Source organism: Bacteroidota bacterium (assembly GCA_023957335.1).
Taxonomy (GTDB): domain Bacteria; phylum Bacteroidota; class Bacteroidia; order NS11-12g; family UBA955; genus JALOAG01.
Window position 1 is genome coordinate 84,318 of sequence record JAMLHC010000005.1, and the last position, 14,748, is coordinate 99,065.

The 14,748-nt window shown below is 38.2% G+C and carries 11 protein-coding genes; 1 reads left to right on the forward strand and 10 read right to left on the reverse strand.

From position 1 onward, the window contains the following. From M9892_10165 to M9892_10195, 7 genes are all read right to left on the reverse strand, one after another. Positions 1-462: a GSCFA domain-containing protein gene (locus M9892_10165; protein ID MCO5254714.1), complete on the reverse strand. Its 462-nt coding sequence runs from the start codon at positions 460-462 to the stop codon at positions 1-3. Positions 463-557: 95 nt separating this feature from the next. Further along, positions 558-2,126: an IS1182 family transposase gene (locus tag M9892_10170; GenBank protein MCO5254715.1), complete on the reverse strand. Its 1,569-nt coding sequence runs from the start codon at positions 2,124-2,126 to the stop codon at positions 558-560. Positions 2,127-2,213: 87 nt separating this feature from the next. Next, positions 2,214-2,666: a GSCFA domain-containing protein gene (locus M9892_10175; protein MCO5254716.1), complete on the reverse strand. Its 453-nt coding sequence runs from the start codon at positions 2,664-2,666 to the stop codon at positions 2,214-2,216. Positions 2,667-2,672: 6 nt separating this feature from the next. Next, entirely contained in the window at positions 2,673-4,109 is a 1,437-nt protein-coding gene (gatA, locus tag M9892_10180; protein ID MCO5254717.1) for an Asp-tRNA(Asn)/Glu-tRNA(Gln) amidotransferase subunit GatA, read from the reverse strand. Between the two features lie 17 nt (positions 4,110-4,126). Continuing rightward, positions 4,127-4,330: a twin-arginine translocase TatA/TatE family subunit gene (locus M9892_10185; GenBank protein MCO5254718.1), complete on the reverse strand. Its 204-nt coding sequence runs from the start codon at positions 4,328-4,330 to the stop codon at positions 4,127-4,129. Positions 4,331-4,440: 110 nt separating this feature from the next. Beyond that, positions 4,441-6,237, reverse strand: coding sequence for an excinuclease ABC subunit UvrC (gene uvrC, locus M9892_10190; protein MCO5254719.1), 1,797 nt, complete (start codon positions 6,235-6,237; stop codon positions 4,441-4,443). A 74-nt stretch (positions 6,238-6,311) separates the two neighbouring features. Continuing rightward, positions 6,312-7,514 (reverse strand): ABC transporter permease, encoded by a 1,203-nt coding sequence (locus tag M9892_10195; protein MCO5254720.1) that lies wholly within the window; start codon positions 7,512-7,514, stop codon positions 6,312-6,314. 65 nt (positions 7,515-7,579) lie between these two features. Here M9892_10195 and M9892_10200 point away from each other — a divergent pair, with 65 nt between their 5' ends. Further along, positions 7,580-8,737, forward strand: a complete 1,158-nt coding sequence (locus M9892_10200) for a DUF1343 domain-containing protein (protein MCO5254721.1) — start codon at positions 7,580-7,582, stop codon at positions 8,735-8,737. Positions 8,738-8,750: 13 nt separating this feature from the next. On the opposite strand, the gene M9892_10205 is transcribed toward M9892_10200, so the two are convergent. The 3 genes from M9892_10205 to M9892_10215 are packed head-to-tail and all read right to left on the reverse strand — an operon-like array spanning position 8,751 to position 14,685. Beyond that, on the reverse strand, positions 8,751-9,884 hold the full coding sequence (locus tag M9892_10205; GenBank protein ID MCO5254722.1) for a glycosyltransferase family 4 protein: 1,134 nt from the start codon (positions 9,882-9,884) through the stop codon (positions 8,751-8,753). Between the two features lie 6 nt (positions 9,885-9,890). Continuing rightward, a complete protein-coding gene (argS, locus tag M9892_10210; protein MCO5254723.1) occupies positions 9,891-11,675 on the reverse strand; it encodes an arginine--tRNA ligase in 1,785 nt (594 codons plus the stop codon). Between the two features lie 25 nt (positions 11,676-11,700). Next, positions 11,701-14,685, reverse strand: coding sequence for a tetratricopeptide repeat protein (locus M9892_10215; protein MCO5254724.1), 2,985 nt, complete (start codon positions 14,683-14,685; stop codon positions 11,701-11,703). Between the last annotated feature and the right edge of the window lie 63 nt (positions 14,686-14,748).

The following is a 14,748-nucleotide window of genomic DNA, read 5'->3' on the forward strand; positions in this document are numbered from 1 at the left end:
CTATAAATTCCACTTTTGTTTGAATGCTGTCAAAGAAAGATTACGCTTCTTTTCAAATTCATTCCATTGTGCAGATGTCGGATTCAAAGCTTTGTGGTTCAGCATAGCGTCAACTTTTCGCCATTCCTTTACATAGTCCTTTGCAAGCGGGTCAAACAGCTTGTCCATGAAAAAATCATACACAAAATCTATCGCCTGCTGATTGGGGTGTACCAAATCATTTGCATAAAAACGATAATCCCTTAACACATCTGTAATAAGTTCGTATGCAGGAAAGTAATGCACATTGGGAAACCGCTCCGCAAGCTGCATGAGAGCTACACGCAAAACAGCTTTGCTGTGGTTGGATTCTACCAGTCCTTCCCGCACATAGCGCACAGGACTGATACTTACATAAAACACTTTGTCAGGACAAAGAGAAAACAGGTTTGCCCAAGCCTCCGCAATCTCTCCTACATCCAATACTCTTTCCGAAAAATCCGCTGCAGGACGTCAGTCCGTCTAATAACCTAATTTCTCATTAATCCTTTCGCAATACTATGCAAATAACTCCACTTTCAGGAACTTAAAATGAGATTTATTTTAGAAGATGATCCCCACTTTTTGAAAAAGAAAGTGTCGTAAAACGCCTTAAATTGACTCCTCTGAATGGAAAAAATAAAGCCAAGTTCTTTGAGGAACTTTTTAAGCAGATTTGGGTCAAGAAGATTAAAGATTCTACGTAGGTTAAAGGCGGTGAAAATCAAGCCTACATCGGCAGAGGCTCTTGATATTCCTTGTTTGGTCATGACATAGTAAAAATCCCACTGGCGTTTGATAATCCCGAAAGGGTGTTCCACAATGGCTTGTCGTTTTCTGTAGAGTTCACCGGCTTGTTCCATGCGAAGTTTGTTTTTTTCTATGTATGGTGCAAATTCTGTTCTCTCGATGACCCTACCTCTACCTCTTGTGTTTTTGGTGCAGGAGTTGATGAGTGGACAGGTTTTGCAGGCTGTTGTTTTGTAATGCTGAACCAAAATCGGTGGCTGCTTTTTTCTTCCTTCATAATTGCGGTCTTTTTTGTACCATTTACCATTGGTAGAAAGTGCGTTTCCCTGCGGACAGATGTAAACGTTTTCTTCTTCATTGAAAACAAAGTTGGCTACGTTGTATGAAGGGTCAGGAGCCATAGAAGAGGAAGAAATATCGGGAATAGCCACCACCACATCTACGCCCAGTCCATCTGCTTTTTTGAACTCACTTCCGGTGTGGTAGCCTTTGTCAAAAACGGCAGTAAATTCATTATTTCCTAATACTTCAACGGCTTGCTGGAGCATGCTTCCCATGGCTTTGGAATCATTCTCATTGGTAACTTCGTAATTAATTGGAATGTTGAGTTTGGCATCCACGGTACTTTGGATGTTATAAGCCACCTCGGTAATGTTGTTGCGAACAATCATTTGTCTGGATTCAGGGTCAGAAGTAGAAATTTGAACTTCACCTGTTGCCTCTAATTGCTTTTGAAAATCTTGGTATTGTTTTTTATGCAGCTGATGCTTATTGATTTTGCTGTTGATTTCTTGCTTTTTCTCCTCACTTAAATCCTTGTCTTCGCTTGCTAATATAGAGTTGTACTCATCAAGTTTGTTATCGATATAGGCAATGTGCCGCTCTATTTTTTTTTCGTTAAAGTTGTTTTTCTTGGAGTTTTGTGCACGGAGTTTGGTTCCGTCACCGGCAATCAACTTACCGCCAATCAACTGAAAATGTTGTGCGAGTTTGACGGTTGAACGAAACACATTTTTAATGGCTTGAGGATTGTCTTTTCTAAAGTTGGCAATGGTATTGTGATCAGGAACAAGACCACGCATGAGCCACATCAATTCTATGTTTCGTTTACATTCTTTTTCCAACTGACGCGAGGAGCGTATGCGGTTCAAATAACCATACAAAAACAGCTTCAACAAATCAGCAGGGTGATAGGCGGGACGCCCATTTTCAATAAAGTCCAATTTAAAACCCGCATCAGCTAAATTGATGCTGTTCACAAACAGCTCAATAAACCTGATTTCATTATTATGCTCAATTTGCTCTTCCAAACAAAAGAAAGTGATTTGATTTCTGTCCTTGCCTTGTATGAATTTCATGCAGTAAATATACTGACAATCAATTCGTTAAGCAACTAATTTCGATATAACTTATTAACAATCTGTGTGTTAAAAAGTAAGAGGTTATTAGACAGTTTGACGTTTATGGCAATTACCCACGATTTGATTTGTTTTCTTAGAGCAAAAAACCTTGGCTGTACCAAAAGTCAGGAAGATGAAGTCGCATTGTTGTATGTGTCGATGTGCTTCTGAAATTGCAGTGTTGATTTTTTCCACTACAAGCTCTTTGTTCATATCGGAAAATGAACTATGGTGCAATTCGCTGTGCCAGAGTTCATTAAAATGAAAAAGGTTGTTTTCTTCAAATTGAGTTTTGTGCAAACAATACTCAAAAGATTTTGCCATACTCACCGGATTATAAAGGATGCCAAAGGGATTCAGTCCAACGTGAAAACGGTCTTTAAGCAAGATATGTGCAATGTTTTCAGCAAAACATGAACCCATAAAAAAGAGATGACTACTCGGGATAATCTTTCGGTCTGTCTGGGGATTCCAGTCAAAAGGTAATACCCAATTCATAGGTAATTAAAATTGTTGAGAAGATTGAAAGAGGGATGCGGCAGTGCGGATAAGCTCAGGGTCTTGTCCGTGTGGAGCCATCAGTTGCATGCCAAAAGGCAGCCCTTCTGCTGAATGAGCCATAGGAATAGAGATGGCAGGAATGCCGGCTAAATTTGCATGAACCGTAAATATGTCAGCAAGGTACATGGTCAAAGGGTCGTGTGATTTTTCGCCAAGTTTAAAAGCCGGAGTTGATGTAGTAGGGGTTAGGATATAATCATTTTGTTCAAATACTTTATCAGTAAACTCCTTAATCTGTCTGCGGACTTTAAGTGCTTTGGTGTAGAATGCATCTACTTTTTCTGATGTAAGCATATAAGTACCAAGCATTATTCTGCGTTTTACTTCTTTTCCGAATCCTTCAGAACGTGATTTTTTGAACATTGAATCTAAGTCTGTGCTGTCGGGACTTCTGTGTCCATAAAGCATTCCACTGAATCTTGAAAGGTTGGAACTCGCTTCGGCAGTTGATAAGGCATAATAACAAGGCACCAAATAATTAATCAAAGGGAAATCAATGTAATTAATATTGTGTCCTTGACTTTTAAGTGTTTCAATAATTTGTTGTGTATAAACTCTGATTTCAGGGTTAATGCCTTCGCTTTCAACACATTCTTTGAAAACACCAAAAGATAATTTTTTACCGGTTCCTCCCTGTTCTAAATAACAATCAGGACATTCTTCCAGCATTGTTGCATCATAATTATCTTTACCTGAAATAACTTCCATAAGAAGTGCAAGGTCTTCGGCAGATTTGGATAAAGGTCCAATTTGGTCAAATGAAGAAGCATAAGCAATAAGTCCGTATCGCGATACAACTCCATAGCTTGGTTTATACCCCCACAGACCGCAGAAAGAAGCCGGTTGACGAATAGAGCCTCCGGTATCTGAACCCAAACTTGCATGGCACATTCCAGCTTGGACCGCCACGGCAGGACCACCCGATGAGCCACCGGAAACCCTTGTGTTGTCAACAAAATTCTTGACGGGACCAAAAGCAGAATTTTCATTAGAGGCACCCATTGCAAATTCGTCACAGTTCAAACGCCCAATAATAATTGCGTCCTCTGCCAGTAACTTTTCTACCACAGTAGCATTGTACACCGACTCGAATCCTTCTAATATTTTCGATGCTGCCGATAGTTTATGTCCTTTATAGCAAATATTGTCTTTGATTCCAATAAAAAGACCTGCTAACTTTCCGGCTGTTCCGGTTTTGAATTTTTGGTCAATTTCTTTAGCCTTTGCTATGGTTTCATCAGCAAATACCTCTAAAAAAGCGTTAAGATGCTTGTGTTGCTCTATTTTTTGTAAATAACCATTTGCTAACGTCTCACAAGACGATTGACCGGATAAAATTCTTGAACGAATTTCCGATAGGGAATTGGAAGCCGAAGACATTGTCAATACAAGTTAGTCTATGCTTTGTCTTTGGGCTGTTCTTTCATGTTGTCTTCAATCTCCTTTTTAACATTGTTTTTAGCATTGTTAAATTCTCTGATTCCTTGACCCAACCCACGCATAAGCTCAGGAATTTTTCTTCCGCCAAATAACAATACAATTGCAAGAAGGATTAAAAGCCACTCACTGCCTCCGATAGAACCTAAAAATAAAAGTGTCATACTTATCTCTATTAGACCCGCAAAGGTAAATGTTTACTTAATCTTTGCAACTAATTTCATAATAAGTTTTATGGTTTATATCTATACTTATAAAGGTTTGAATCATAGTGCTATTCATGGAAATGGTTAAAAACTATATGCGCTTTTTTAACACCAATCTGCCTCTCAATTTCTTTCAATTCCGCCTTTTTTATGTTGTTCACAGACTTAAAATACTGCAATAAAACTTCTTTTGTTTTTTCGCCTATTCCAAATATAATATCCAATTCAGAACTCAGCGATGTTTTGCTTCTTCTGTTTCTATGATGAGTAATTCCAAAGCGGTGTGCCTCGTCCCGCATTTGTTGAATGATTTTCAGAGTTTCAGATTTTTTGTTAAGAAACAATGGAATAGGGTCTTCAGGGTAAAATAGCTCTTCCAAATTTTTAGCAATTCCAATAATGGCAATTTTGCCATATAATTCAAGGCTTTTAAGCGCCTCGACCGCACTGCTCAACTGACCTTTGCCACCATCAACAATAATGAGTTGTGGCAGGTTTTGATTTTCTTCAAGCATTCTTTTATACCTACGTGTGATTACCTCGTGCATTGTTGCAAAGTCATTAGGTCCAGTTATGGTTTTTACTATAAAATGTCGATAATCTGACTTGGATGGTTTTCCATTTCTGAACACTACACAGGCTGAAACGGCATCGCTTCCTTGAAAGTTTGAGTTGTCAAAACATTCTATATGGCGTGGTTGTTCAGTTAGACGTAAATCTTCTTTCATATTTTCCATCACTCTGTCTGTACGCACTTCAGGGTCAAGGGTTTCTGATATCTGAGTTCGTTCCTTTTTATAGTAAAAAGCGTTTTTAAGACTCAAGTCCAGCAGTAGTTTTTTGTCGCCTCTTTGCGGAACGGTAATCTTAATTTCACTTCTTTTTATATCAATTTCAAAAGGGAGTATAAGCTCTTTTGCAAACGTGGGGACAATGTTTCTAATCTCTGCAAAAGCAGCAATAATAAGGTCTTCATCAGTTTCATCAAGATTCTTTTTTATTTCCAGATTTCTTGCCCTTGTGATGATACCATTGGTAACCCTTAGATAGTTTACAAAACCTTTGTTTTTGTCGCTCACCAGACTAAGCACTTCCACATCTTGAATAGAGGGAGGGACGATGGTTGATTTGGCTTGGAATTTTTCAATAATTTCAAGGTGCATCTTGTATTTGTGTGCATCTTCAAATGCAAGTTTGGTGACTGCCTCCTTCATTTGTTTTTTTAGATGCGTTTTGACTTCATTCAAATTCCCTTTGAGGAGAAATTTTATTTGTTCAATATTCTGATTGTAATTATCCTCTGTTTGTAGCCCAACACAAGGTCCCTTGCAATTACCAATATAATATTCTAGACATAATCTGAATTTGCCTTTATTGATATTTTCTTCGCTGAGATTAAGGTTGCAGTTTCGCAACGGATACAATTCCTTGATTAATTCCAACATTACATTCATCATCTTGACAGATGAATAGGGTCCAAAATATTGGCTGCCATCGTTGACAATATTGCGAATTGGGAAAACTCTTGGAAAACGTTCGCGGGTGATTTTGATATAAGGGTACGATTTGTCATCTTTTAGATTGATGTTGTACCGTGGTTTATATTGTTTGATTAAGGAATTCTCGAGCAACAGTGCATCATATTCAGTTTCAACTACGACCGTTTCAATTCGATTAATTTTAGAAACCAGCACTTTAGTCTTATGATTTTCATAATGGTTTTTATTAAAATAGCTGCTTACACGTTTTTTTAGGTTCTTGGCTTTGCCTATGTAAATAATCGTGTCGGTTTCGTCAAAGTATTTATAAACACCGGGTTTGTTCGGTAGGTTTGTAATTATGTCTTTCAATACACTTACAGACATTGCACTGCAAAATTAAACAAAAGAGGGCAGGAAAATATTTAGATTTGCTTACTCTTGATTACCCCTCAAGTCTATTATTCGAACCGCACACTCTTGGCAGGTGAAATAGTGCTCACCATTTGAACCGGAATCATCAGTGCTAAGAAACAAACTGCAAAACATGCAAGGTTAACAATTAGAATCATTGCAGGATTTATGTCAATGGGCACTGTATCAATGTAATATGTTTCTTGATTGAGTTTCAGAAACCCGGTTTTGGACTGCAAATAACACAATCCTACACCCAGCACATTTCCAATGAGAATGCCAATGAACGCAATGTATGAAATTTTATAAAGGAAAATATTTTTGATTTCAGCATTAGAAGTTCCTAATGTTTTAAGGATTCCTATCATATTTGTGCGTTCTATTACAAGGATGAGCAAAGCAGTAATGAGGCTGATTCCCGATACAAAAATCATAAGCGATAAAATGATGTATTTGTTTACATCCAAATAGTTTAGCCATTGGAAAATTTGTGGTTGCAACTCTGTAATTAAATGCACATCCAGATTGTAATCCAGCCTGTTCAATAATTGTGTTCTAACAAATTCAGGGTCAGTATCGGGTTGTAGAAATAGTTCGAGATGAGAAATTTGATTTTGACTTTCGGCAAAAATGCGTTGAATATCAGCCATACTCCCTAATGCCAGCATTTTGTCTTGTTCTTCGAGCCCTGTCTGATAGATTCCGCATACCGTTGGTGCAATTGCGCGAACAGGCTGTTTGATAAAATATGCCCGGATTTTGTCACCGATTTTTAAACCCAGTTTGTTTGCCATAAACTGTGAAATCAAAACATCATTCCTTTCCTTTGGCATTCGCCCTTGTTTGATGTATTTTTGGAAATACTCAGCATGATATGTTGAATCAATTCCTTTGTAAATAATCCCTAGCATTTCGTCATTCGCTTTGATGATAGCGGGCTTGGCAGCAACTCTGTTCACAAACCGCACTCCAAGAATCTTTGCAATATCACGATTTAAATTGACTGAATCGTCAAAAAGTGGGTAGTCATAATTGTCTGTTGTGCCGGTTCTTCGGATTTCAATATCTCCACTAAAACCTTTGACCTTACTTTCAATTTCTTTCTGAAATCCATTGACTGCAGATATCGCAATTACAATCACAGCAAAGCCAAGTGCAACACCGGCAATGGCAATATTCATTATCCTGCTTGCAAAGCTGTTTTTGTTCTTGCTTGACAATCTTCGGGCAATGAAATAGGATAGGTTCATGGTTGCGCTAAATGTACTAAAATTGTACAATGTTTTTGTGGCTTCAAAATTGCACAAAAAAGGCGGTGAAACACAGTCTTTTATTACTTCTTTTACAAACCGGTTTGATGTGGGCAAGCCCACGCCCTGCCGCCCTGTCCACAAAAGAATATATACCCTTGCTCAAAGGCAAATCTGTGGCTTTGGTTGTCAATCAAACTTCCATGATTAACCAAACTCATTTGGTGGATAGTCTGCTCAAAATGGGTATTAACATCAAATACATTTTTGCACCGGAACATGGTTTTAGAGGCGATCATAGTGATGGTGCGGTGGTTGCATCAGGCAAAGATGCCAAGACGGGACTAACCTTGATTTCGCTTTACGGTTCCAATAAAAAACCTACGCCCGAACAACTACAGGGGGTGGATATAGTACTTTTTGATATTCAAGATGTTGGTGTGCGTTTCTACACTTTTATTTCTACAATGCATTATGTGATGGAAGCTTGTGCAGAACAACATATTCCGATGATGATTTTGGACAGACCTAACCCTAACGGAAACTATGTGGACGGACCGGTATTAAAGAAAAATTATGAATCTTTTGTAGGTATGCACCCAATTCCTGTAGTACATGGTTTGACTGTGGCAGAACTTGCGCAGATGATTAATGGGGAAGGGTGGTTGAAAGGAGGAATCAAATGCGATTTAATTATTATCAAAGCTCAAAACTATACCCACAATTCCTATTATGAGTTACCCGTATCACCATCTCCAAATTTGCCAAATCAGTTAGCTGTATTATATTATCCCGGGCTGTGTTTGTTTGAGGGGACGAATGTGAGTTTGGGCAGGGGAACCAACAAACCTTTTCAGATATTTGGTTTTCCCGGCTGGGCGAGTGCGCCATTTGCATTTACTCCGCGCCCTATTCCCGGTGTGTCTGATAATCCACCCTTGAAAAATCAAGAGTGTAGAGGCTATGATTTGTCTGATTCTGCACCGGCTGACATTTTTAAGCTTAGACAGTTGAACATAGACCGGCTGCTAATTGCCTATGATGCGTATCCGCAAAAAGATAAGTTTTTTCTTTCCAATCTCTTTTTTGACAAATTAGCAGGTACGGACGAACTACGCAAACAAATCATTGCAGGCAAAACAGCTGCCCAAATAAGAGCATCTTGGCAGCCTGATTTGGAAATATATATGAAAATGCGCGCCAAATATTTGTTGTACGATTAAAAGCAAACTGTTTTTAATATATACATTTCAACTTTTTTAGCCATTGAGCATTGTCAAACAAGGCTCTTGCATCAGTCAAAATGCGATTTTTGTCAAAAGTTATAGTGCCGTTGCTGAGTGCAATAATTGCTTGTGTGAGAGCAGATTCATCTTGCAGAGGAACTTCTATTCCCATGTGCTTTTGAATGTATTCTTCAGGACCTCCACATGGAGTATAAATGACAGGCACGCCCATGCATAGTGCTTCTGCACATGTAATCCCAAAAGTTTCGTAATGGCTGAAACAGATGAGTGCGTCTGCTTGTGCAATCGTGGCAAGGGCGCGTTCGTGCGACATCTCAGGCAGGAAACTTATTTGTTGGATAGGAATGTTCAGTTCGTTCACTTGTTTCTCATAGACACGGGTGTCATTCGCTCCTCCTAACAATAGTTTCATATTTGGATTTGTGTTCAAAGATCTTGCAAACGCCCTAATGATTCCGGACACATTTTTTTGTTCATCTCTGAAATTGGACAAATGAACAAATGTAAACGCTTTATAGGTATTGTCTTTCGGCTGTGGTTCAGCATATCGTACAATGTTATGCAGAACAGATGGTTTTGTCTTAGCGATGCCGAGTTTTTGGATGTTTGTGCCGAGATTTTCGGATACGGTGATAAATCCTTGAGCATTGCGCCCAACGAGGCGACTCAGAAATTTGAGTCCAAATTTGTTGAGTTGATTATTCTGTGGGAGATAACCCGTCCAGTGTTCGGTAATGAAATAGGGAATATTATTTTTACGCTTGAACAAATAGGCGAGAAGTCCCATTTTCCAAATTACTTGTACATGACAGAAATCTACTTTGCCACGTTCTTTTTTAATTTGTTTCAATAGTATTGAACCCGAATACAGAAAGAAAGGGTAGCGCATCAACCATGGTTTCTTTTCAAGGTAAAACACCCTTTCTTCCAAGTCATTTGTCTTTTTGTTTACAACCAGTTCGCTTTTTCCGGCTTCTTGTTTATTGCAAATATGCAAAACCGTAACTTTGTATTCTCGAGAGGTTTCTTCGGCTATACGTTGCACAAAATCCCCGTTAAAAGGCGTGTATCGGTTGGGATACCACGATGCCAATATGAGAATATGGGGTTTGTGCGCTTGCATATAGGATTACATCTGCTCAGGAACTTCAATCCCGAGTAGTGCCATAGCGGATTTGAGTGTGTTTCCGGTTAGAAATGCAAGTTTAAGACGCTGGTTTTTGACAGCTTCATCCGTTTCGCGCAGAAACGATACTTCTTTGTAAACCCTGTTAAACGCTTTGGTTAGTTGTATGCAATATGCCGCAATGATAGCCGGGTTATACTCCAGAGCCGCTTTTGCGATTTCATTCTTATATTGATATAATGTAAAAATACAGTCTCTTTCGGTTTCGTGCAAAGGCAATGTTTGGTTGTTTATAGATTGCCATTGATTCCCGGCTTGGCGTAATAATGAGCGAATACGCGCATGTGTGTATTGAACAAAAGTACCTGTGTCGCCTTGGAAATCAATAGACTCAGCAGGGTTGAAAAGCATTCTTTTTTGAGGATCTACTTTGAGAATAAAAAATTTGAGAGCCGCTAACCCCAACATTTTGTATAGTTTTTCTTTTTCTTCCGCACTCATTCCTTCGGTTTTGCCAAGTTCTTCGGATTTCTGGCGGGCGGTGTCAAACATTTCCTGCAGCAAATCGTCAGCATCAACGACTGTTCCTTCGCGCGATTTCATTTTGCCGCTTGGCAAGTCCACCATTCCATAAGACAGATGATAAAGTCCAGATGCATAAGGTTTTTCAAGCCTTTCAAGAATTTTGAACAAGACTTTGAAATGGTAATCTTGTTCATTGCCTACCACATAAATACTCTTGTTGATATGGAAATCTTTGAATTTAAGTTCTGCGGTACCTAAGTCTTGTGTCATATAAACAGAGGTGCCATTGCTTCTGAGAAGAAGCTTTTTGTCCAATTTGTCTGATGTAAGGTCAATCCAGACAGAGTTATCAGGTTCGCGGTAGAATATACCTGTTTGCAGCCCTTCTTCCACAATTTCCTTACCCAGTGTGTAGGTGTTTGATTCGTAGTAAGTATGGTCAAAATCTACTCCGATTGTTTGATAAGTTTTGTCAAAACCTTCATATACCCATCCGTTCATCATTTTCCAAAGGGCAATAGTTTCGGGGTCGTTTTGTTCCCATTTCAGAAGCATAGCATCGGCTTCTTGCATGATTGGAGCTGCTTTTGCAGCTTGTTCATCGCTCATACCTTGGGCTGTGAGTTCAGCTATTTGATTGCGGTATTGTTTGTCAAACTCTACATAATATTTACCTACCAAATGGTCGCCTTTGATACCCGTATTTTCGGGAGTTTCTCCGTTGCCAAACTTTTGCCATGCTAACATGGATTTGCAAATGTGAATACCTCTGTCATTAATAAGGTTGGCTTTGATGACTTCAAAACCGTTGGCTGTCATAAGATTTGCCACAGAATAACCTAATAAGTTGTTGCGGATATGACCCAAATGTAATGGTTTGTTGGTGTTAGGAGATGAGTATTCTACCATCACGCGCTGTCCTTTGCCAAATTCATTGATTGGTGCTTGAAATGTGGAATTGAAATTTGAATTTAGAAATTGCGACCAAATTTCATCGCGAATACTGAGGTTCAAAAATCCTTTAACAACTTGAAATTTTGAAACGTAGTTTCCTTCGCTAACCAGGTATTCACCTATTTGTTGGGCAGTTTGTTCAGGAGATGTTTTTGTAAATCTAATGTAGGGAAATACAACAAAGGTTAGGTTTCCTTCAAATTCTTTCTTGGTAGTTTCGAGTACTATATTGTTTGCATCAACACTATGTCCAAAAAGTTCATGAACAGCCTTGGCTATTTCACTTGATAAATTCTTAATAATTTCCATTGTGATAGGTGAGGCAAAAATACTGCTATCCACCGATACCTTCTATATTAGATTTCAATTTATTGGCTCTTTCTAAGATGTCTGTATCATCATAATTCCCAATGACGTAGTTCAATGTAGCTTTGGCTTGAAAATCATCAGATTCGCGATGGTAAATTTCCGCCAACAATAGGAAACAACGTGCTTGCCAATATTCAAATGCTACAAACTGTTTGTTATATTCAAAAATTTTAGCTTTAGAAGTAGCAAGGTCAGAATTGTCAAACAATATTTGACAAGTAAAATAATAGGCTTCTGCTCCGTATTCATCTTTGTTGCCTTTGAGAGTTTGAGCAAAATAGTTGTTAGCAGTTACAAGATCATGGCTTTCATAATACAAAACCCCGATTTTGTTCAATACTTCCCCTTGGATATTTTGTGGTATGTTATCCATACGCAACAGTCGCAGTCCTTTGGTTTCAGTAATTTGCAGGTTAGACAACTCAAAAGCGCAACGAATTTGTCCAAGATAAGCACTGAGCAGGGTTTGTTTTTCAGAACTAAAGGTTTCAAGTTTGTCGTAGTAGTATAAGGAGGAATCGTAGTTTTCATTTGAGTAATAATACACCGCAAGTCTTTTTGCAGATTCTTTTCTAAACTCATTAGGAGTGCTTTCGGTGATATACCTGTATTGAAAGTTAGATTCCTCGTTTTCGGAGACTTTATTTAAACATGTTGCCAAATAAAACCGCGCACTGATATTGAAAAACCCGTTTGGAAACTCTCTTAAATAATTTCTAAAATTATCAATAGCACCGGTGCAGTTGTTGTTCATGTATAAATTAAAAGCACCTTGATAAGAAACAGAGTCTCTGAAAGAAACGCTGATTCCGGCATTGGGTACAGTTTCTAACCATGAGAGGTATTTGTCGGATTCACCGCGAGAAACATAAATGCGTTCAACGTAGCCGATTGCACTCTTGGATTCTTGTGTGCCGGGGTAGGTTTGTACTAATCGTTTGAATTCATCCAATGCCTGATTGTCATTTTCGATAGTATAATACATCACTCCCAAAGCCAACAAGCAGTTTTTGCCATAATTGCTGTTGGGAAAATCTTCGAGCAAATATCTGAAGTTTCTTTCGGCTTCTTGATAGTTCTCCATCTGCATCCATTCGGTAGCAACTTCGTAGATTGAATGTTCTATATAAACAGACCCCGGGTATTCACTTGGAATACGCTTCATCATAGCAATTTTCTGACTACCTTTGTTTTGAATGCCTAATATCATTCCTTGTTGAAAGAGAGCATAATCACTGCCGGCAACTTTCTTTGCAGAGATGTAAGCGTAATTATCTATGGCATCTTTATAATTACGCAACATATAATTACAATCTGCTACTCGCAAATAAACATCATTCAAGTAATTGATATCTTGTGGTTTGCCTACATTCAATGATTTGTAACGATTGAAATAGTTGAGTGCCTCAGCATATCTTTTTAGGTCGAAAAGACAATAACCGGCTGCATAATTTGCATAGATAAAATAGGTTGTTTCTTTTGCAGCACTTGAGTTGAGGAATGTTTGATAATAACCCAACGCCCTTTCTTTATTTTTAATATTAAATTCTATTTCGCCTAACCAGAAATTTGCAATCGCAGTATAAGTAGGGTTGTCATTCATTTTGGCAGCTTTTTGCAGTACTTCCTTGGCATCCGCAAAGTCTTTGTTTAGCACCAATTCTTCGCCACGCAGAATTAAAATCTGATGCAATACCAAGCGTGAATCTTGGTCTAAACTCGGAATTGACTCAAGAATGGGAATTGCAGATTTATAGTCATTTGTAACCAAAAACAACTTGGCAAGATTGGTCTGTGCTTCTTGCTTGTTTCTTGATTGTGGAAATGACTCGATAAACTTGCTAAAAGTTGCAATAGCTGTTTTATAATCTTCAAGTTCAAAAGCTATTTTGGCAAGACTATACATTGCATTTTCTTTGATTTCTTTGTCAAAATCAGTTCGCTGAGCTTCAAAAAAAGCGTTGTAGGCATTCTGTTTTTTACCTTCATTTATAAAACATTCTCCAAGGTGATAGCTTGCCATTTGTGCAAGTGCGGTTCCTAAATTCGCAATTTTTGAAAACGCGACAAATGCTTCACTGCATCTTTGGGTTTTATAATATGCATAACCAATTTCATACAGTTCATCCTCGTTCAGGCTATCGTATGAAGTGTAGCCTTTGGCAAAATAATTAGCAGCGTTGCTAAAATCATTCAGGCGGTAATAGGACCTGCCTTTAAGGACATTTTTAGCATCTTCAAGTTTGCCAAGATTGGTCTTATCTGCATATTCAATGGCTTTTTTGTATTCTCCTTTTAGGTAATACATCTGACAGATATAGAGTTTCATTGACTGAGGACCTTTGTCCTCAATTTTTAAGAATGCGTCAAGTGCAGAAGCATAGTCTCCGGTTTTGTAGCAAACATATCCATAATAATAGGTTGCTTTGGCAAAGTTCTTAGTAGGACGTAGTGTAAGAGGGTAGAGAGCATCTTTTGCATCGTCATATTTTCCTGCTTCAAACAGACTGTATCCTTTTCTAAACAGAAATTCATCAGTTTCATCTCTGTCAAGTATGCTGATATTCACTTGCTTGTAATATTGAGCCGCCATTTTAAATTTACTTTTATAGAAAAAGTAATCCGCAATCTCTTTTTTGACAAATTCAGAACGCTGACTTACAGGGTGCTCATCTAAATATCTCTTTGCATATTCATAAGCATTTGTTTGATCTACACGCAATTTTGCAGAAACAATATAGTATTCTGCTTCATGTACGTAATCCCCTGATGCACCTGATTTGATATATCTTTCAAACCCCCTGATAGACTTATTATAAAGCCCTTTTTCGTATGCTCTTAGTGCACGCTCAAATTCAATATCAGGCTTCTCATAATTTAGATTAATTTGCGCATTTGCTGTTGCAAAACCAAGACAAATGAGCATCGTTGCATATAGTCTCAAAAACATTCTTCAAATAAATAGTGTAGGTAATGATTGCATAACTTTTACTTGTAAACAAGTGTGGAAATC

Excerpts from the sequence above, each read along its gene's own strand:
- M9892_10170 (MCO5254715.1), bottom strand. The coding sequence starts at position 2,126 with ATGAAATTCATACAAGGCAAGGACAGAAATCAAATCACTTTCTTTTGT.
- uvrC (MCO5254719.1), bottom strand. The coding sequence starts at position 6,237 with ATGTCTGTAAGTGTATTGAAAGACATAATTACAAACCTACCGAACAAA.
- M9892_10215 (MCO5254724.1), bottom strand. The coding sequence starts at position 14,685 with ATGTTTTTGAGACTATATGCAACGATGCTCATTTGTCTTGGTTTTGCA.
- M9892_10185 (MCO5254718.1), bottom strand. The coding sequence starts at position 4,330 with ATGACACTTTTATTTTTAGGTTCTATCGGAGGCAGTGAGTGGCTTTTA.
- argS (MCO5254723.1), bottom strand. The coding sequence starts at position 11,675 with ATGGAAATTATTAAGAATTTATCAAGTGAAATAGCCAAGGCTGTTCAT.
- M9892_10205 (MCO5254722.1), bottom strand. The coding sequence starts at position 9,884 with ATGCAAGCGCACAAACCCCATATTCTCATATTGGCATCGTGGTATCCC.
- gatA (MCO5254717.1), bottom strand. The coding sequence starts at position 4,109 with ATGTCTTCGGCTTCCAATTCCCTATCGGAAATTCGTTCAAGAATTTTA.
- M9892_10175 (MCO5254716.1), bottom strand. The coding sequence starts at position 2,666 with ATGAATTGGGTATTACCTTTTGACTGGAATCCCCAGACAGACCGAAAG.
- M9892_10195 (MCO5254720.1), bottom strand. The coding sequence starts at position 7,514 with ATGAACCTATCCTATTTCATTGCCCGAAGATTGTCAAGCAAGAACAAA.